A 17025-nucleotide genomic window follows, 5' to 3' on the forward strand; every position below is an offset into this window, starting at 1 on the left:
AAACAGTCCTTTACACCCTGAATATGACACTACACTTCAACTCGAGCGGCTTGATCCGCTTGTGGCGAGCCTGAGCCGATCCACCGCTGCCAAGCCCCCTTTCAGGACTCGCCCCCCTTACAAGATCCGAGGGTTTTATGGGTATCGCTGCCAGCGAACTGTGCCGCTACGTGATCCGTCCTACTTTGATCTATCTGGGACGCCACTGTGCAACTGCCGAATCCCTGCTGTTGGGTATCGCCGCCAGCCAGTCCGCCCTCGGCTCCGCACTGCATGACCGCCGCGGCCATGGCCTGTACCGCATCGCCGAGCAGCGCCACCAAATGCTGTGGGACGATTACCTGGCGCTCGATCCGGAGCGCGCCAGCCTGGTGCGTGGCCTGGCCAGCCAGCACGCATTCCTCAGCGGGCCGCACCTGGAACTGACCGTCAATCTGCGTTACGCCACTGCCATCGCCTGGCTATTGATCGAAGAGCAAGCCCCCACCCTCCCCGACCCGAACGATTTGCTGGGCATGGCGCGTATCTGGCGCCAGACATTCCAGCCTCAGGGTCGTCTGCGCGATTTCACCGACGCCTGGCAGACCTGTGTTTCACCGCTGAATCAGGTCGCTTGTTGACCGAGCGGTTCCACAAGTTCTCGCAACAGGTCGGCATTTTGGTCGGATTGTCCTACAAAACCGCTCTAACTCAAGGCATACAGGCTATAGCGCTGGGACGAAAATGTTGGTAATTTTCGCCCCGGTGATCACCAGGAGTTCTAATAATGAAAAAAGTAATGCTCAAAACCACCCTTAGCCTCGCCGTTGCCATGGCATCCACCCAGATTTTCGCGGCGGGTTTTGCCCTCAACGAACAAAGCATTAGCGGGATGGGGACTGGTTTTGCCGGGCGATCTTCTGCTGCCGACGACGCAAGCACTGTTTATGGCAACCCTGCCGGCATGTCGCGCCTCAAGCGCGAACAGGTCACCGGCGGCGTCGCTTTTGTCGATGCTCATACCGATATCAGTAACGGCAGCTCCAGCCCGAACGGCGGCAGCAATAAAGGCGACATGGTGCCCCTCACCGCCGTACCGATGGGCTTCTACGTCAAGCCAATCGACGATCACTGGGCATTCGGCCTGGGCGTCTACGTGCCATTCGGCCTGATCACCGATTACGAAAACGGCTTTGCCGGCCGTTACTTCGGCAGCAAGTCCGAAGTCCAGGTCATCACTTTCCAGCCAACCGTCAGCTACGCCTTCAATGACAAGGTGTCGATCGGTTTCGGCCCGACCATCAACCGCATCGACGGCTCCCTGGAGTCGAACCTGTCGATCACCCAGGCGCTGCCGGACGGCAAGGTCAAGATCAAGGGTGACGACACCGCGCTGGGCTACAACATCGGCGTGCTGGTACAAGCCACAGACACCACCCGCGTGGGCCTGACCTACCACTCCAAAGTCGATTACAAGCTCGAAGGCGACACCAAGGTCAAGTACGGCGCACTGGCGCTGGCGGGCTTGGGCGCCAACCAGAAATACGACGCTTCGTTGAAGATCACCACGCCTGAATCCGTCGACCTGTCGGTTACCCAGGCGATCAACGATCGCTGGAACGTCTACGCCGGTACCACCTGGACGCGCTGGAGCCAACTGGACAAGATCACCGTCAAGAACTCCGGCGTGCAGCCACTGCTGGCCGGTCAGTTCGGCTCGATCAACGAAGATCAGAACTGGCATGACACCTGGGCTTACGCCGTGGGTACGTCGTATCAGTTGAACAAGGAATGGGTACTGCGTACCGGCCTGACCTTCGACCAGTCGCCGACCAATAACGAAGATCGCTCGCCACGCATTCCTACCGGCGACCGCACCATCTTCAGTATCGGTGCCGGCTGGAGTCCGACCGAAGACCTGACCATCGACGTCGCTTATTCGTACCTGAAAGAAGAGTCGGTCAACATCCGCAACGAAAACAATCGTGGCCAAAGCTACGAGTCCAAGTATGAAAACTCGGCAAACGGTTTCGGTGTCGGCGCGACCTACCGCTTCTGATGCTGCACGGCGAGGCTAACCCCTCGCCCATAAAAAAAGCCCCGCTCTCTTTGCAGAGGCGGGGCTTTTTGGTTTCTGGCACTACGCCAAGCCATTGTGGGAGCGAGCCTGCTCGCGAAAGCGATGGATCAGCCGACTCTTACTTTGAATGAGAGACCGCATTCGCGAGCAGGCCCGCTCCTACAGGGTACAGAGTGAATCAAGGCTTCAGCGGCTTTGAAGCGATGGCCTTTTCGATCGCCGCAATAAACTCCGGATCATCCGGCTTGGTCAGGCTGGAAAAGTTGGCGATGACGTTGCCCTGACGATCGACCACGTACTTGTAGAAGTTCCACTTCGGCGCACTGCTCTGCTCGGCCAGCACCTTGAACAGATGCGTGGCGCCATCACCGCGGACCTTCTGTGGCTCGGTCATGTTGAACGTCACGCCATAGTTGGCATAACAGACCTTGGCGGTTTCGGCACTGTCCTTGGACTCCTGCTTGAAATCGTCGGACGGCACACCGAGCATTTCCAGCCCTTGCGCCTTGTAGCGCTGATTGAGCGCCTCAAGCCCTTCGAATTGCGGAGCGAACCCGCAGAAGCTCGCCGTATTGATGACCACCAGCGGTTTGTCGGCGTAGCGCTGACACAGGTCGATGGATTCCTTGGCCCGCAGCTTGGGCAACGAACCTTGCAGCAGGTCCGGACAATCCGCAGCCCCGGCCAGGCCAGTCAACGTCATCAGCAACGCGGGAACAGCACACCAGCGCTTCAGCATGTCGAGCATCCTTTGAGCAGTCATCAGACTGCCGACGTTACTCGCCACGCGGGCTTCTAGCAAACGCTCATGCCCAACTGCATCAACGCCAGCCCGCCGCGCTGCCAGCCCCACCACGCCAGCGCCAGCAGCGCGGCGCCGAGTGTGATGAGGGCCAGTCGCGACCCGATTCGGCTCATGCGGCGCTCGCGCGCGGTTGCAGGCGCTCGACCGGACGCTCGCGCACGGGCCAGTTCAGCGCCGCCGCCAGCAGGCTCAAGAGAACCGCCACTTGCCAGATCAAGTCATAACTCCCGGTACGGTCATACACCACCCCGCCCAGCCAGCCGCCGAGGAACGAGCCGAGCTGATGGAACAGGAACACGATGCCACCGAGCATGGACAGATTGCGCACACCAAACAAGGTCGCCACCGTACCGTTGGTCAACGGCACCGTCGACAACCACAGGAACCCCATCGCCATGCCGAACAGATAAGCCGACGTGGTCGTCACGGGCAGCCACAGGAACAGCACGATCACCACCGCACGCAGCAGGTACAACGCCGTCAACAGGCGCGGCTTGGACATGCGCCCGCCGAGCCAGCCGGCTGTATAGGTGCCGAAGATATTGAACAGCCCGATCAACGCCAACACCGTGGTGCCTACGGTCGCCGGCAGATGCTGATCAACCAGATAGGCCGGCAGATGCACGCCGATGAACACCACCTGAAAACCACAGACGAAAAAACCGAACGCCAGCAGCCAGAAACCGGAATGCCCACAGGCTTCACGCAGCGCCTCGGAGAGCGTCTGTTCATGCCCCATCAGCGGCGAGGGTTTGTCTTTGAGCATGCTCACCAGCGGCACAATCATCGCCACCAGCAACCCCAACACCAACAGCGCCGCCGACCAGCCCAGCCAGCCGATCAAACCGAGCGTGCCCGGCAGCATGGCGAACTGGCCGAACGAGCCGGCGGCGCTGGCGATGCCCATGCCCATGCTGCGTTTCTCCGGCGGCACGGCGCGGCCGACGACGCCGAGGATCACCGAAAACGAGGTGCCGGACAGACCGATACCAATCAGCAGGCCGGCGCTCAGCGACAGGCTCAGCGGCGAATCAGCCAACCCCATGCAGACCAGGCCCGCGGCATACAGTACGCCGCCGATCAGCACCACTTTCGCCGCGCCGAAGCGGTCGGCCAGCGCGCCGGTAAACGGTTGTGCCAGGCCCCAGATCAGGTTCTGCAAGGCGATGGCGAAGGCGAATACCTCACGCCCCCAGCCGAACTGCGCACTCATTGGCGACAGGAACAGACCAAAGCCATGCCGTATGCCCAATGACAACGCCAGGATCAGCGCACTCCCCAGCAACACCCAACCGCACGTACGCCACATCGTTGTCATTATTGTTCTCCGCTTGCGGGTATATACCCGCTTGAGTTTGGAAAAAAACCGGCCTCAGGCCAGTTCATCCAGCAGTCTGAGCAAGGTTTCGCGCTTCTCGACACCGAGACGGTCAATCAACCGCTGTTGCGCCGCTTCCCAGGCGGGCAGCGCTGCTGCCAGGCGTTGCACGCCGGTTTCGGTGAGTTTGACGATGCGGTTACGCAGGTCGTCGCCTTCGGCCAACGCCACCAGCCCTTCGCCTTCCAGCACGCGCAGATTGCGCCCCAGGGTGCTGCGGTCCAGTCCCATGGCTTCGGCCAGTTCGGAAATACTCGGTTGATCCAGACGCTGCAGATTGCACAGCAGAGAATACTGGGCAACGTTGATCCCGAAGCCGTCGAGGGCGCCGTCGTAATGCCTGCTGACGCCACGCGCGGCGCGACGCAGGTTGGTGCACAAACACTGAGAAGGAAGCATGATGCGTGTATATACCCGCGACTGTGTTAAATCAAGTTACAGATGAAATTCCTGATATTTTTGCTGCCTGAAAAATCGCCATCGCGAGCAGGCTCACTCCTACAAGGGGTACGCAGTTCAATTGTAGGAGTGAGCCTGCTCGCGATAAGGCCGGCATTATCACTACAAAACTGTCAGCCTAACGCCAGCCCAACCAACACCAGCATCTCCAGCAACTCCAGCAACGCCCCCGCCGTATCCCCGGTAGTCCCGCCCAACCGTCGCAGCATCACCCGCCGCAACCAGACAAACACCCCAAGTGAAATCAGCAGCGCCACGACCGCACTGAACCCCGCGATCAACAGGCAACCCAGCGCACTCAACCCCAGCACCCACCACCCGGCCTTGCGCGGCAGATGATCGGCCAGCGCCTGCCCCAGTCCACCCTTACGCACATACGGCGTGGTCAGAAACAGCCCCAGCAGCGCCGCCCGGCCCAGCACCGGCACGATGATCAGCGCCATGCCCTGCCCACCCTCGATCAGCGCCAGCAGCGCGGCAAACTTGAGCAACAACACCAGCACCAGCGTGACTACTGCAATCGGCCCGCTGCGTGGATCTTTCATGATCGTCAGCGTGCGTTCGCGATCACCGAAACCACCGAGCCAGGCATCCGCGCTGTCGGCCAGACCATCCAGGTGCAGCGCACCGCTGAGCAACACCCACACCGTCAGCAACAGCGCCGCATGAAGCAACGACGGCGCACCGGCCAGCAACAGATTCAACGCGTAGAGGATCAGCCCGAACAGCAATCCCACCAGCGGATAGAACAGCAGCGACCGCCCAAGTTGTTCCGGCGCAGGCATGCCTGGCAGACGAATGGGCAGGCTGCTGAGAAACTGCAAGGCGATCCACAGCGGCAACATGTCAGTGACCTTCCTTGAGCGCGCCGTCCGCCGCGACCGTCAGCGCAAACAGCGCGCCGTGGCCGACTTCGACATTGAGCAATTGTTCGCGCGGCAATCCGCGCGCCTGCGCCAATAACAGGCGCATCACACCGCCGTGGCTGACCAACAAAATCCGCTCTCCTGCGTACGCCGCGTGCAACCGCGCAACCGCCGCCAGCACCCGCAAGGAAAACTCGCTGACCGGCTCGCCTTGCGGTGGCGTGAACGCATACGGATCAGCCCAGAACAGCCCCAGCGCCTCGGCATCCGTTTCCATCAACGCTGCTGCGCTCCGCCCTTCCCAGGCGCCGAAATGCAGCTCCTGCAAATTCTTGTCGAGGTGCACCGACAGATTCAGTTGCTCACCGAGTTCGGCGGCAAACCGCGCGCAGCGCTGCAACGGCGAGCTGACAATGCGATCCCACGGCCCACCCGCGACCACCGCTGTGCGCATCTGCGTCCAACCGTTTTTGGTGAGCGCATCGTCAAGGCTGCCGCGCAAGCCGCCGCCCAGCTCCGTCTCGCCATGGCGCAGCAGATCCACCCGCAGCGTCATGCCGGACGATCCGCCACCGCTGCTTCGGCGAACGTCGCCATCTGCCCGTGCAGGTCACACGCCAGGCGCAACAATGGCACCGCCAACGCCGCGCCACTGCCCTCGCCCAAGCGCAGGCCAAGCTCCAGCAACGGCTCGGCGCTCAAGGTTTCCAGCACATGGCGATGGCCCGGCTCCGCGCCGCGATGGCCGAACAACAGCCAATCACGCGTGGCCGGATTCAAACGGACCGCAACCAGCGCAGCGACGGTGCAGATGAAACCGTCGACCAGCACCGCGATCCCTTCCTGCGCGCAGGCCAGATAAGCGCCGACCAACGCGGCAATCTCGAACCCGCCGAGATTGCCCAGCGTCTGCAAGACATCGCCACGCTGTGCGGCGTGCAGCGCCAGCGCGCGCTCGATCACTTGCGCTTTATGGCTGACGCCTTCGGCATTCAGCCCGGTGCCGGGACCGGTCAGGTGCGCCACCGGGCAATCAAGCAAGGCACACGCCAGCGCACTGGCCGCCGTGGTGTTGCCGATGCCCATCTCGCCGCCGATAAACAATTGCGTGCCGGCGGCTTTGGCGCGCAACACACTGTCGCGACCGGCCTGCAACGCCAGCTCGCCCTGCGCCTGAGTCATCGCTGCACCTAGAGCGAAATTCGCCGTGCCTGCGCCGAGGTTCAAATGACGCACGCCCGGCAGATTCAGCGCCGGATTCACCGTGCCCAGATCGACCACTTCCAGCTGCGCACCGAGCTGACGCGCCAGCACGCTGATCGCCGCGCCGCCGCTGACAAAATTGAGCAGCATTTGCCCGGTAACTTCCTGCGGATAAGCCGAAACGCCCTCCGCCACCACACCGTGATCGCCGGCAAAAATCGCAATCCACACCTGCGCAAGCGTCGGTTTGACCTGACCTTGCAGACCGGCCAGTTGCACCGCCACCGACTCCAGCCGCCCGAGCGAGCCGGCCGGTTTGGTCAGTTGCTGCTGTCGCGCTGCCGCGCTTGCAACGGCGTCGAGATCGACCGGTTTGCACGGGTTCAGCCACCAGGGTTGGGTCATAACGCAGGTCCTTTCAAAGTCAGGGGCAGGCCGGCGACGGTCAGGACAACACGCTGACAGCGCTCGGCGAGAGCTTGATGCAGCCAACCGGCTTCATCGACATAACGGCGAGTCAATTCGCCCAGCGGCACGACACCCATTCCGGTCTCGTTGCTGACAAAAATGATTTCACCCGGCAGCGCGGCCAGGCACTCGAGCAGGGCTTCACGTTCGGCGCTGAGACGTTCGGCGTCGTCGAGCATCAGCAGGTTGGTCAGCCACAGCGTCAGGCAATCGACCAGCAGGCAACGCTCGGCACTGGCGCTTTCGCGCAGCACGCGGGCCAGTTCCAGCGGCTCTTCGATCAACGCCCATTCGGCCGGGCGGCGCGCGCGGTGATGGGCGACGCGTTGGTTCATCTCGCCGTCCAGCGGTTGGCTGGTGGCGATGTAGGTGACGGCGAGATGGCTGTCACTGGCGAGTTTTTCCGCCAGGCGACTTTTGCCGGAGCGGGCGCCGCCGAGGATCAGTTGGAGCATCAGTTCATCCCGAAAAATATGCATTGAAGCTAAGGGCGCTATCGCGAGCAGGCTCACTCCTACATTTGAAATGCGTTCCCCTGTAGGAGTGAGCCTGCTCGCGATGAGGCCCTTGAAGCCCACTCAAATCCCACAGAGCTGACGCAACAGCCCGGTATCCAGATGCTTCTCCACCAGATCCGCCAAGCGCTCGATATCACGCTCGCGCAAGCCGTGGTAATCGACCTCTTGCACGTCACTCAACCCGGCCCAGCGCAACAACGCGGCACTGGCCTGGGGCGATTCGAACAAGCCATGCAAATAGGTGCCGAACACCTGACCGTCCGCACTTTGCGCACCGTCACAACGGCCGTCGTCCAGATGCACCGCCGCATTCTCCAGCGCCGGCCCGGTGGTTACGCCAGCATGAATTTCATAACCGCTGACTTCGGCGTTTTCCAGCGCCAGCCGTCCACGGACGTTGCGCAGTTGCTTCTCGGCTTCGAGCTGCGTCTCGAACGCCAGTAACCCCAGCCCGGTACTGGAGCCGGCAGCGCCTTCGAGCCCGAGCGGATCATGCACCTGCTCGCCGAGCATTTGCAGACCGCCGCAAATCCCCAGCACCTTGCCGCCGTAGCGCAGATGCCGGCTGATCGCCGTGTCCCAGCCATTGGCGCGCAGATAGGCGAGATCGCTGCGCACGCTTTTCGAGCCCGGCAGAATGATCAGGTCGGCAGCCGGAATCGCCTGCCCCGGCCCGATAAATTGCAAATCGACCTGCGGGTGCAGGCGCAGCGGGTCGAAGTCGGTGTGGTTGCTGATGCGCGGCAGCACCGGTACCACCACTTTCAACACCTGCTCGGCCTTGTCGGTCTGCCGCTGATCGATACCGTCCTCGGCCTCCAGATGCAGGTCCATGACGTATGGCAGCACGCCGACCACCGGTTTGCCAGTGCGCTGTTCGAGCCAGTCGAGGCCCGGTTGCAGCAAGGCGATGTCGCCGCGAAAGCGGTTGATGACAAAGCCTTTGACCCGCGCCTGTTCGCTCGGCGAGAGCAACTCCAGGGTGCCGACCAGATGGGCGAAGACGCCACCGCGATTGATGTCGGCAATCAACAACACCGGGCAATCCACCGCTTCGGCGAACCCCATGTTGGCGATGTCGCCGGCGCGCAGATTGATCTCGGCCGGCGAGCCTGCGCCTTCGACCATCACCAATGGATACGCGGCGCTCAGACGTTCGTGGGAGGCGAGCACCGCCTGCATCGCGATGGCTTTGTAGTCGTGATAGGCGACAGCGTTCATTGTGGTCACAGCGCGGCCATGAATAATCACTTGGGCGCCCGTGTCGCTGTTGGGCTTGAGCAACACCGGATTCATGTCGGTGTGCGGTTGCAGATTCGCCGCTTGTGCCTGCACCGCTTGCGCGCGGCCGATCTCGCCGCCGTCAGCGGTCACGGCGCTGTTGAGCGCCATGTTCTGCGGCTTGAACGGCACCACCGCCACGCCCTGGCGGGTCGCCCAGCGGCACAACGCGGTCACCAGCGTGCTTTTGCCGGCGTCGGAAGTGGTGCCTTGCACCATCAAAGTGGTCATGGGCGGTCCTTGGCGAAGGCGATTAACGCCTGTTCGAGACGTAACTCTTCAGCCGCATCGGCAGGCAGGCCGAAACGCACACTGCTGTTGTGCGTAAAGAGGCGCAGGAGGATGCCGCGACGGGCCATGAATTCGTACAGCGTCTGGGCGTGTTCGGTGATCAACCACTGAAACAGCGCGCAGCCGCCCTGCGGCTCGAAACCGTAACGTGCCAGCAATGCCGCCAGCCGTTCGCTGGCCTCATCGCTGCGTATCCGTTGGCGAGTGTGGCCCTCGGTGTCTTGCAGACAAGCCGTACCGAGCACTCGCGTCGGCCCGCTCACCGCCCACGGTCCTACTTGCTCGGCGAGCAGTTTGAGCAACTTGCGCTCGGCCAGGACAAAGCCGAGTCGCACCCCCGCCAAGCCGAAAAACTTGCCGAACGAACGCAACACCACCAGCCCGACCTGATGCGCATACGGCGCCAGGCTCAGTTGCGGGGTGTTGTCCATAAACGCTTCATCAACCACCAGCCAGCCACCGCGTTGCGCCAGCCGTGCATGCCAGTCGAGCAGGCGCGCCGGGGTCAGACTCCGGCCGGTCGGGTTGTTCGGGTTGACCACCACTAACACGTCGAGGCTGTCGAGAAAGAATTCGACTTCCTGCTCCAGCACTTCACGGACGATGTAACCGCTGCGGCGCCAGGCTTCGGCATGCTCGGCATAGCACGGCGACAACACGCCAACCTTACCGGCCCGGCGCAGACGCGGCAGCAACTGGATGGCCATTTGCGAACCGGCCACCGGCAACACCTGCGCGGCGCCGTAGTAATCGCACGCGGCCTGCTCCAGACCGTCATCGGTTTCCGGCAAGCGTGCCCAGGCGCGCAGCGGAATTTCCGGAATCGGGAACGGCCATGGCGCCAGGCCGCTGGACAGGTCGAGCCAGTCGGCTTCGGCAATCGCGTAATCGAGTGCCGCCTTGCGCAGCCGGCCACCGTGCTCAAGCATAGAATTCAGCCCCCACGCAGAGAATCAGCAACCATAACCATACCCCGCGCTGGACCAATTGCCAGCCACGCTCGATCGAATCGGCATCCGCCGCCTGCCCCTCGCCGAGCTGAGGACGCTCATGCAGTTCGCCGTGATAGATCGCCGGGCCACCCAGTTCGACGCCCAGTGCCCCGGCACCCGAGGCCATCACCGGCCCGGCGTTGGGGCTGTCCCACTGCGGTGCCTGGGTGCGCCAGCACTTCAAGGCCAGTCGGGTCTTGCCCAGTAGCGCGTAGGTCAACGCCACCAGACGCGCAGGAATGTAGTTCAGCACGTCGTCGATTTTCGCCGCCGCCCAGCCGAACCGTTCGAAGCGTTCGTTGCGATAACCCCACATCGCGTCGAGGGTATTGCTCAAGCGATAGAGGACCACGCCCGGCGCACCGGCAATGGCAAACCAGAACAGCGCGGCAAACACCGCATCACTGCCGTTTTCCAGCACCGATTCGGTGGCGGCGCGGGCCACAGCATTGCTGTCGAGTTCATCGGTCTGACGGCTGACCAGATAACCGACACGCTTGCGCGCCTCGCCGAGATCATCGGCACGCAAGGCAGCTGCGACCGGCGCGACATGCTCGCCAAGACTGCGCATGCCGAGGGCGCAATACAGCGCCACAATCTCGACGATCCAGCCGACATAGGGCGCCCAGGATAACGCGGTGGCGAGCAAGGTCAGCGGCAGCACCGCGATCACCCATGCGGTGACGCCATGGCTGCGCCAGCCACGGCCACCGGCGTTGAAACGTTGCTCGATACGCCCGGCAAAATTGCCGAACGCAACCAGCGGATGCCAGCGTTTCGGTTCACCGAGCAGCGCATCCAGCGCCACCGCGGCGACACTCAACAACGCCACACTCATGGCCTCACTCCCCAATAATTTTCATACAGCAACTCGTTGAGCGGCCGCGCTTGCGCCCAGCCTTCGAGGACCAGCATCGGCGCCGGATAGAATTCCCTGACCGGCCCCAGACACAACACCGCCAGCGGCTTGGCGCCCGCCGGCAGCTTGAGCAAATCGGCCAGCGCCTGCGGCTCGAACAGCGAGACCCAGCCCATGCCCAGGCCTTCGGCACGGGAGGCCAGCCAGAGATTCTGGATCGCGCAGGACAGCGACGCCATGTCCATTTCCGGCAGCGTGCGCCGGCCGAAAATATGTTTTTCGCGATCGTCCATCAGCGCCGCGACGAGCACTTCGGCGCAGTCGTTGATGCCTTCGACCTTGAGCTTCATGAATTCGTCGCTACGCTCGCCGAGGGCTTCGGCTGTGCGGATACGCTCTTCTTCGACCAGGTTGCGGATCTGCCCGCGCAGGCTGCGGTCGCTGATGCGGATGAAGCGCCAGGGCTGCATCAGGCCGACGCTCGGCGCCTGATGTGCAGCTTCAAGCAGACGACTCAGTAGCTCGGGCGCAACGGTGCCGCCGGTGAAATGGCGCATGTCGCGGCGTTCGGCGATGGCTTTGTAAACCGCTGCGCGTTCGGCTTCGGAGAAGGTGTGGTCGGTCATGGCCCTTTCGCGAGCAGGCTCGCTCCCACAGGGTTTGGGTGTTCCATTGTAGGAGTGAGCCTGCTCGCGATAGCGGTTTCAAGGTGTGGCGCAAACAGCGCAGCGACAGCCGCAGGATTCGATGGAAAATAAAAATGCACATAAGAAGCCGTCATCCGACCCTGCCGATAAACCGCCTCCGCCCCACGCCCGCCATTCGGACTCAAGCCCCGGGCAATCGGCGTCAACTCTGTTGTGGTCAGCGAATGGTGATAGGTATGCCCGCGCAACGAACCTTCCGGCAGATCGACCGCTTGCAGCGCCAACGCCGCCAGACGCTTCTGCATCACCGCATCGCCTTTCAGCAACCCGACCAGTTCCGCGCGGGTGCCGTCGACATCGGTCAAGGAGTCGAGCAGGTACAACATCCCGCCACACTCGGCGAGCAATGGTTTACCCGCCAAATGATGCGCGCGGATCGCTTCAAGCATCGGCGTGTTTTTCGACAGCGCAACATGATGCAACTCCGGATAACCGCCCGGCAGATAAAGGCTGTCCGCCTCGGGTAATTGGCTGTCGCGGATCGGCGAGAAGAAGCGCAGCTCGGCGCCCATCGCACGCAGCAGATCGAGACTGGCGCCGTAGGTAAAGGCAAACGCTTCGTCACGGGCGACGGCAATACGTACGCCCTCGAGCAACGGCTCGGCAGTCAACACATCCGGCGCGGCGAATTCGACGGCCGGCGGCAGCGCGACCTGGCAACTGCTGGCCAGCGCATCGGCCGCCGCGTCGAGGCGCAGATCCAGATCATTCAATTCACTGGCCTGGACCAGCCCGAGGTGTCGGCTCGGCAGTTCGATGCCGGTCTCGCGGGACAACGCGCCGTACCAGCGCAGGCCTTCAGTCAGGCTGCCTTCGAGCAATTGCGCATGGCGCAAGGTGCCGACACGGTTGGCCAGCACGCCGGCAAACGGCAGGTCTGGCTGATAGCGCGCCAGACCCAGCGCCAGTGCGCCAAAGGTCTGCGCCATTGCCGTGCCGTCGATCACCGCGAGCACCGGCACGCCAAAGTGCCGCGCCAGATCAGCGCTGGACGGCGTACCGTCGAACAGCCCCATCACGCCTTCGATCAGAATCAGATCCGCCTCGGCTGCCGCTTCCCACAACAGGCGACGGCTTTCCTGCTCGCCGACCATCCACATGTCCAGTTGATACACCGGCGCACCGCTGGCGCGCTCGAGAATCATCGGGTCGAGAAAGTCCGGGCCGCATTTGAATACGCGTACCTTGCGCCCTTGATTGCGATGCAAACGGGCGAGCGCGGCGGTGACGGTGGTCTTGCCCTGACCGGAGGCCGGCGCGGCGATCAGCACCGCCGGGCAGTGACGGGGCTGATTCAAAGTTCGACGCCTTTCTGCGCTTTGATGCCGGCCTGGAAAGCGTGTTTGAGCATGCCCATTTCTGTGACCGTGTCGCCCATTTCGATCATTTCCGGCTTGGCGCCGCGACCGGTGACGACGACGTGCTGCATCGGCGGCCGCGCCTGCAGGTCGCTGAGTACCTGATCGAGATCGAGATAGCCGTGCTTGAGGGCGATGTTCAGTTCATCGAGCACCACCAGACCGATCGACGGATCACGCAACAACTCGCGCGAAACCTCCCAGGCGGCAGTGGCGGCAGCGATATCGCGCTGGCGATCCTGGGTTTCCCAGGTGAAGCCTTCGCCCATGACGTGGAAACGCACCTGCTCGGGGAAGCGGCGGAAGAACAACTCTTCGCCGGTGCTGTTGCGACCCTTGATGAACTGCACCACGCCGCACTGCATGCCGTGCCCCATGGCGCGCGCGAGCATGCCGAAGGCCGAGCTGCTTTTGCCTTTGCCATTGCCGGTGAGCACCAGCACCAGTCCGCACTCGTCGGGCGAATTGGCGATGCGTTCGTCGATCACGGCTTTTTTGCGCTGCATACGCGCCAGATGGCGCTCGTCACGCTCGGGGGAATCAGTCATGGGGGAGCTCTCCGTTGAGGCTGGATAACGGCGGGCAGGCACAGGAATAGACGGCAAAAAGCTTGGCATCGCCCACCGTGATGCCGCTGGATGGATCAGGCCGGTCTCCGGGCTCATGAGCGGCGTACGCCTGACTGCGCGCCTTCCCGCTTCTTTCGAGGCAGTGGCTCAAGGCGCAGTTTTCACTCATTTACCGTTGCGGGGGCAGCGCCGGGATCGTGATGCGCTTCGCTTGAAGACACCCTCACCGGCTTCCCTGTTTCACTCTGTCGACGCACGTCACAGAGCACCTGAAACAAGCGGCGAAGGTTAGAGGGTTGGGGGTGGAGCGTCAATTAAAGAGGCGTCCGGATGATGAATAACTGCCGCCAATCAATTATCGGCTGGCAATCTTGTGCCAGACTGTGACAAGTGATATCAAAGAGCCATGATCTTCCGAAAAAGCCCACTACAACAATAAGGATGACGACGATGCAAGGCATGATCATCAGCAACCCGCGTCTGGAATTTCTGCGCCCGGTGCTGGAACGCTGGTTTGACTGTATCGATCGCTACAACACCGTACGCGGCGACAACGACACGCCGTACTGGCACGACGAAAAAGCCAATCTCGGGCTGCTCTCGGCAGCGGCGTGGATGGCCGAAATGGTCACACTGAACGATACAGCCACGCGCAAACAGAACGAAGAAGGCGAGCGCAACGCCCGTGCCGATCTGCTCATTGCCGGCGCCGAAGACCGCGCGTTCATTCAGGCTACGCAACGCTGGCCGAAAGTCAGCAACCTCAACCTGACCCAGGCCCTGCTCGATATCACCTTCGATGCCAGGCGCATCAGCTATGCCAGCGACCTCAAGCTCGGCTGCCTGTTCGTGGCACCGCAAAAAGCCCAGCACAGCGCCAGCCCCGAAGAGTTGCAGGACATGGTCGACGACCTGCAAAAGGAGCATACCTGCGCCGTCGCCTGGTATTTCCCTTACGCCTACCGCAAGTTGCACAGCGAAGCCGGCAACTACCACCCCGGCATCGCCGTCCTGTTCAAGGAAGCCCGCGGTTGAGCGGTTGAACCATCGGGCCTGCGCCCTCCTCTATGTTTAGGAATGCATTCATAGGGAAGATCAGCAATGCGCAAGCCCCAACTCGTTTTCGTCATCGCCCTGGCCGGCGGACTCGCCGCCTGCGGTGAAACCTCCAGCCTGCAAGTCTCCGACGGCACCGGGCCGACACCGAAACTGCCAGAACCGAACAAGACCCTGATCCCGACGGTGAACATCGCCCCGGCCGTCGGCTGGCCCGAGGGTGGTAAACCGACGGCGGCGGCAGGCACGCAGGTGGCGGCGTTTGCCGAGGGTCTCGACCACCCGCGCTGGCTTTACGTGCTGCCAAACGGCGATGTGCTGGTGGCGGAAACCAACGCGCCGCCCAAGCCTGACGACAGCAAAGGCATTCGCGGCTGGGTGATGAAAAAAGTCATGGGCAAGGCCGGCGCTGGCGTACCGAGCCCCAACCGCATCACCCTGCTGCGCGACGCTGACCACGACGGTGTCGCAGAAACCCGCACCGTGTTTCTGCAGAATCTTAATTCGCCGTTCGGTATGACGCTGGTCGGCAACGACTTGTACGTAGCGGACACTGATCGCCTGCTGCGTTTCAACTACGAGCCTGGCACCACCGAGATCAAGACGCCGCCAATCAAGGTCGTCGACCTGCCTGGCGGCACGCTGAATCACCACTGGACCAAGAACGTCATCGCCAGCAAGGACGGCAGCAAGTTGTACGTCACGGTTGGCTCGAACAGTAACGTCGGCGAAAACGGTCTGGATCAGGAAGAAGGCCGCGCCGCCATCTGGGAAGTGGACCGGGCAACCGGCAACCACCGCATCTTCGCCTCAGGCATTCGCAACCCCAACGGCCTCGCGTGGGAACCCACCAGCGGCGCGCTGTGGACGGCAGTCAACGAACGCGACGAGATCGGCAGCGATCTGGTGCCGGATTACATCACCTCGGTCAAGGATGGCGGCTTCTACGGCTGGCCGTTCAGCTACTACGGCCAACACGTCGACGTACGGGTCAAACCGCAGAACCTCGATCTGGTCGCCAAAGCCATCGTGCCGGATTATGCCGTTGGCCCGCACACCGCCTCGCTCGGTTTGACCTTCGCTGAAGGCAACAGCTTGCCGGCGCAGTTCAAGGAAGGCGCCTTCATCGGCCAGCACGGCTCGTGGAACCGCAAGCCGCACAGTGGCTATAAAGTGATTTTCGTACCGTTCACCGGCGGCAAGCCGAGCGGGCAACCGGTGGATGTGCTGACCGGTTTCCTCGACAAGGACGAAAACGCGCTGGGCCGCCCGGTGGGCGTGGTGATCGACCAGCAAGGTGGCTTGCTGGTTGCGGATGACGTGGGGAACAAGGTGTGGCGCGTGTCTTCTGCCAAATAACCTGACGCCTGGCACATAACAAATGTGGGAGCGGGCTTGCTCGCGAAAGCGGTGGATCAGTCAATATCTACATTGAATGACACACCGCATTCGCGAGCAAGCCCGCTCCCACACTGGATTTTTCTCAGGTTTGATTTACGGGTTATGCGCCAACTGCCCCGGTTGCAACACCCGCTTGGCACTCAGATAAGCCTTCTGCCAATACGCCTTCGACAGGCTATCGAGCTTGACCGTGCCGCCCGTGGCCGGTGCATGGACGAAGCGCCCTTCGCCGACATAGATCCCCGCATGACTGACCTGCGAACCGCCATTGGTGGCGAAGAAAATCAGGTCGCCAGTCTGCAAGCCTTCCTTGCCGACATTCGGTGCCCGCATGACAATCATTTCGCGGGTCGAGCGTGGCAGCGAAATCCCGGCCGCGTCGCGGTAAACGAAACCGATCAGACCGCTGCAATCGAAACCGGAATCCGGCGTGTTGCCGCCCCAGCGATACGGCGTGCCGACCAGACCGAGGGCGCGAAACAGCACATCTTCGGCAGCAGGCGAAAAGGCTTGGGAGGGGCCGAACACGACCGGGGCGCGAACCACCGGCGCAGGAGGCGGCGTACGACTGGCGCAGGCGCTGAGCAGCGCGGCACAAAGAATCAAGGTGAGGCGGGCCGACATCGTCATAAGCAGAACATCCTGATCTGGCTGCGGCTTTTCTGCCGACGGACAGAAAACAAAACCGCCTGCGTCAGCACGCAGGCGGTTTGCCATCAATATGATCAAGATTCTAGCGGCTACGCGGCAAACTT

At 62.3% G+C, this 17025-nt stretch carries 19 protein-coding genes and 1 riboswitch; of the genes, 4 read left to right on the forward strand and 15 right to left on the reverse strand.

The features are described from left to right. The first annotated feature begins 137 nt into the window (after nt 1–137). Both HU743_RS22650 and HU743_RS22655 read left to right on the forward strand, forming a co-directional pair. Nucleotides 138–620 carry a hypothetical protein gene (locus tag HU743_RS22650; protein WP_186551011.1) on the forward strand — a complete coding sequence of 161 codons (483 nt, stop codon included), beginning with the start codon at nt 138–140 and terminating at the stop codon, nt 618–620. A gap of 146 nt (nt 621–766) precedes the next feature. Further along, nucleotides 767–2038 (forward strand): outer membrane protein transport protein, encoded by a 1272-nt coding sequence (locus tag HU743_RS22655; protein WP_186623750.1) that lies wholly within the window; start codon nt 767–769, stop codon nt 2036–2038. 199 nt (nt 2039–2237) lie between these two features. Here HU743_RS22655 and HU743_RS22660 read toward each other — a convergent pair whose 3' ends face one another. The 14 genes from HU743_RS22660 to cobO all read right to left on the reverse strand — a co-directional run bounded on the left by HU743_RS22660 (nt 2238) and on the right by cobO (nt 13792). Further along, a complete protein-coding gene (locus HU743_RS22660) occupies nt 2238–2798 on the reverse strand; it encodes a glutathione peroxidase (protein WP_186551013.1) in 561 nt (186 codons plus the stop codon). A 56-nt stretch (nt 2799–2854) separates the two neighbouring features. After that, nucleotides 2855–2977, reverse strand: a complete 123-nt coding sequence (locus HU743_RS27385; protein ID WP_273508919.1) for a hypothetical protein — start codon at nt 2975–2977, stop codon at nt 2855–2857. After that, the gene (locus tag HU743_RS22665) at nt 2974–4182 is read right to left on the reverse strand and encodes an MFS transporter (protein ID WP_186651337.1); all 1209 of its coding nucleotides are present in this window, start codon (nt 4180–4182) and stop codon (nt 2974–2976) included. The genes HU743_RS27385 and HU743_RS22665 overlap by 4 nt, the downstream gene beginning before the upstream one ends. A gap of 54 nt (nt 4183–4236) precedes the next feature. After that, nucleotides 4237–4641 carry a MarR family winged helix-turn-helix transcriptional regulator gene (locus tag HU743_RS22670; RefSeq protein WP_186651339.1) on the reverse strand — a complete coding sequence of 135 codons (405 nt, stop codon included), beginning with the start codon at nt 4639–4641 and terminating at the stop codon, nt 4237–4239. A gap of 173 nt (nt 4642–4814) precedes the next feature. Then, entirely contained in the window at nt 4815–5546 is a 732-nt protein-coding gene (locus HU743_RS22675; protein WP_186651341.1) for an adenosylcobinamide-GDP ribazoletransferase, read from the reverse strand. A 1-nt stretch (nt 5547) separates the two neighbouring features. Next, on the reverse strand, nt 5548–6123 hold the full coding sequence (gene cobC / locus HU743_RS22680; protein ID WP_186651343.1) for an alpha-ribazole phosphatase family protein: 576 nt from the start codon (nt 6121–6123) through the stop codon (nt 5548–5550). Continuing rightward, nucleotides 6120–7175: a nicotinate-nucleotide--dimethylbenzimidazole phosphoribosyltransferase gene (gene cobT, locus HU743_RS22685; RefSeq protein WP_186651345.1), complete on the reverse strand. Its 1056-nt coding sequence runs from the start codon at nt 7173–7175 to the stop codon at nt 6120–6122. The genes cobC and cobT overlap by 4 nt, the downstream gene beginning before the upstream one ends. After that, a complete protein-coding gene (gene cobU, locus HU743_RS22690; protein ID WP_186623743.1) occupies nt 7172–7693 on the reverse strand; it encodes a bifunctional adenosylcobinamide kinase/adenosylcobinamide-phosphate guanylyltransferase in 522 nt (173 codons plus the stop codon). The genes cobT and cobU overlap by 4 nt, the downstream gene beginning before the upstream one ends. Before the next feature lie 123 nt (nt 7694–7816). Next, nucleotides 7817–9268 carry a cobyric acid synthase gene (locus tag HU743_RS22695; RefSeq protein ID WP_186651347.1) on the reverse strand — a complete coding sequence of 484 codons (1452 nt, stop codon included), beginning with the start codon at nt 9266–9268 and terminating at the stop codon, nt 7817–7819. Further along, nucleotides 9265–10257, reverse strand: coding sequence for a threonine-phosphate decarboxylase CobD (gene cobD / locus HU743_RS22700; protein WP_186651349.1), 993 nt, complete (start codon nt 10255–10257; stop codon nt 9265–9267). Before cobD ends, HU743_RS22695 begins: the two co-directional genes overlap by 4 nt. After that, the gene (gene cbiB / locus HU743_RS22705) at nt 10250–11158 is read right to left on the reverse strand and encodes an adenosylcobinamide-phosphate synthase CbiB (protein WP_186651351.1); all 909 of its coding nucleotides are present in this window, start codon (nt 11156–11158) and stop codon (nt 10250–10252) included. The genes cobD and cbiB overlap by 8 nt, the downstream gene beginning before the upstream one ends. Continuing rightward, nucleotides 11155–11805: a 5,6-dimethylbenzimidazole synthase gene (gene bluB, locus HU743_RS22710; protein ID WP_186651353.1), complete on the reverse strand. Its 651-nt coding sequence runs from the start codon at nt 11803–11805 to the stop codon at nt 11155–11157. The genes cbiB and bluB overlap by 4 nt, the downstream gene beginning before the upstream one ends. Then, a complete protein-coding gene (locus HU743_RS22715) occupies nt 11802–13184 on the reverse strand; it encodes a cobyrinate a,c-diamide synthase (protein WP_186651355.1) in 1383 nt (460 codons plus the stop codon). The genes bluB and HU743_RS22715 overlap by 4 nt, the downstream gene beginning before the upstream one ends. Continuing rightward, on the reverse strand, nt 13181–13792 hold the full coding sequence (gene cobO / locus HU743_RS22720) for a cob(I)yrinic acid a,c-diamide adenosyltransferase (RefSeq protein WP_016773703.1): 612 nt from the start codon (nt 13790–13792) through the stop codon (nt 13181–13183). Before cobO ends, HU743_RS22715 begins: the two co-directional genes overlap by 4 nt. An 80-nt stretch (nt 13793–13872) precedes the next feature. After that, nucleotides 13873–14101: riboswitch (cobalamin riboswitch) on the reverse strand. A 162-nt stretch (nt 14102–14263) separates the two neighbouring features. On the opposite strand from cobO, the gene HU743_RS22725 reads away from it, so the two are divergent. Together HU743_RS22725 and HU743_RS22730 are read left to right on the forward strand one after the other, a co-directional pair. After that, nucleotides 14264–14848, forward strand: coding sequence for a hypothetical protein (locus tag HU743_RS22725; RefSeq protein WP_186551024.1), 585 nt, complete (start codon nt 14264–14266; stop codon nt 14846–14848). A gap of 66 nt (nt 14849–14914) precedes the next feature. Next, nucleotides 14915–16228 (forward strand): sorbosone dehydrogenase family protein, encoded by a 1314-nt coding sequence (locus tag HU743_RS22730; protein WP_186551025.1) that lies wholly within the window; start codon nt 14915–14917, stop codon nt 16226–16228. 135 nt (nt 16229–16363) lie between these two features. On the opposite strand, the gene HU743_RS22735 is transcribed toward HU743_RS22730, so the two are convergent. Beyond that, the gene (locus HU743_RS22735; RefSeq protein ID WP_186551026.1) at nt 16364–16900 is read right to left on the reverse strand and encodes a C40 family peptidase; all 537 of its coding nucleotides are present in this window, start codon (nt 16898–16900) and stop codon (nt 16364–16366) included. Between the last annotated feature and the right edge of the window lie 125 nt (nt 16901–17025).

This window comes from Pseudomonas sp. SWRI99 (genome assembly GCF_014270125.1).
Lineage (GTDB): Bacteria > Pseudomonadota > Gammaproteobacteria > Pseudomonadales > Pseudomonadaceae > Aquipseudomonas > Aquipseudomonas hamedanensis.

Excerpts from the sequence above, each read along its gene's own strand:
- HU743_RS22660 (WP_186551013.1), bottom strand. The coding sequence starts at position 2,798 with ATGCTGAAGCGCTGGTGTGCTGTTCCCGCGTTGCTGATGACGTTGACT.
- HU743_RS22695 (WP_186651347.1), bottom strand. The coding sequence starts at position 9,268 with ATGACCACTTTGATGGTGCAAGGCACCACTTCCGACGCCGGCAAAAGC.
- HU743_RS22665 (WP_186651337.1), bottom strand. The coding sequence starts at position 4,182 with ATGACAACGATGTGGCGTACGTGCGGTTGGGTGTTGCTGGGGAGTGCG.
- HU743_RS22725 (WP_186551024.1), top strand. The coding sequence starts at position 14,264 with ATGCAAGGCATGATCATCAGCAACCCGCGTCTGGAATTTCTGCGCCCG.
- cobO (WP_016773703.1), bottom strand. The coding sequence starts at position 13,792 with ATGACTGATTCCCCCGAGCGTGACGAGCGCCATCTGGCGCGTATGCAG.
- HU743_RS22650 (WP_186551011.1), top strand. The coding sequence starts at position 138 with ATGGGTATCGCTGCCAGCGAACTGTGCCGCTACGTGATCCGTCCTACT.
- cobT (WP_186651345.1), bottom strand. The coding sequence starts at position 7,175 with ATGACCCAACCCTGGTGGCTGAACCCGTGCAAACCGGTCGATCTCGAC.
- cbiB (WP_186651351.1), bottom strand. The coding sequence starts at position 11,158 with ATGAGTGTGGCGTTGTTGAGTGTCGCCGCGGTGGCGCTGGATGCGCTG.
- HU743_RS22675 (WP_186651341.1), bottom strand. The coding sequence starts at position 5,546 with ATGTTGCCGCTGTGGATCGCCTTGCAGTTTCTCAGCAGCCTGCCCATT.
- HU743_RS22730 (WP_186551025.1), top strand. The coding sequence starts at position 14,915 with ATGCGCAAGCCCCAACTCGTTTTCGTCATCGCCCTGGCCGGCGGACTC.
- cobU (WP_186623743.1), bottom strand. The coding sequence starts at position 7,693 with ATGCTCCAACTGATCCTCGGCGGCGCCCGCTCCGGCAAAAGTCGCCTG.
- HU743_RS22735 (WP_186551026.1), bottom strand. The coding sequence starts at position 16,900 with ATGACGATGTCGGCCCGCCTCACCTTGATTCTTTGTGCCGCGCTGCTC.
- bluB (WP_186651353.1), bottom strand. The coding sequence starts at position 11,805 with ATGACCGACCACACCTTCTCCGAAGCCGAACGCGCAGCGGTTTACAAA.
- cobC (WP_186651343.1), bottom strand. The coding sequence starts at position 6,123 with ATGACGCTGCGGGTGGATCTGCTGCGCCATGGCGAGACGGAGCTGGGC.
- HU743_RS22655 (WP_186623750.1), top strand. The coding sequence starts at position 767 with ATGAAAAAAGTAATGCTCAAAACCACCCTTAGCCTCGCCGTTGCCATG.
- HU743_RS27385 (WP_273508919.1), bottom strand. The coding sequence starts at position 2,977 with ATGAGCCGAATCGGGTCGCGACTGGCCCTCATCACACTCGGCGCCGCG.
- cobD (WP_186651349.1), bottom strand. The coding sequence starts at position 10,257 with ATGCTTGAGCACGGTGGCCGGCTGCGCAAGGCGGCACTCGATTACGCG.
- HU743_RS22670 (WP_186651339.1), bottom strand. The coding sequence starts at position 4,641 with ATGCTTCCTTCTCAGTGTTTGTGCACCAACCTGCGTCGCGCCGCGCGT.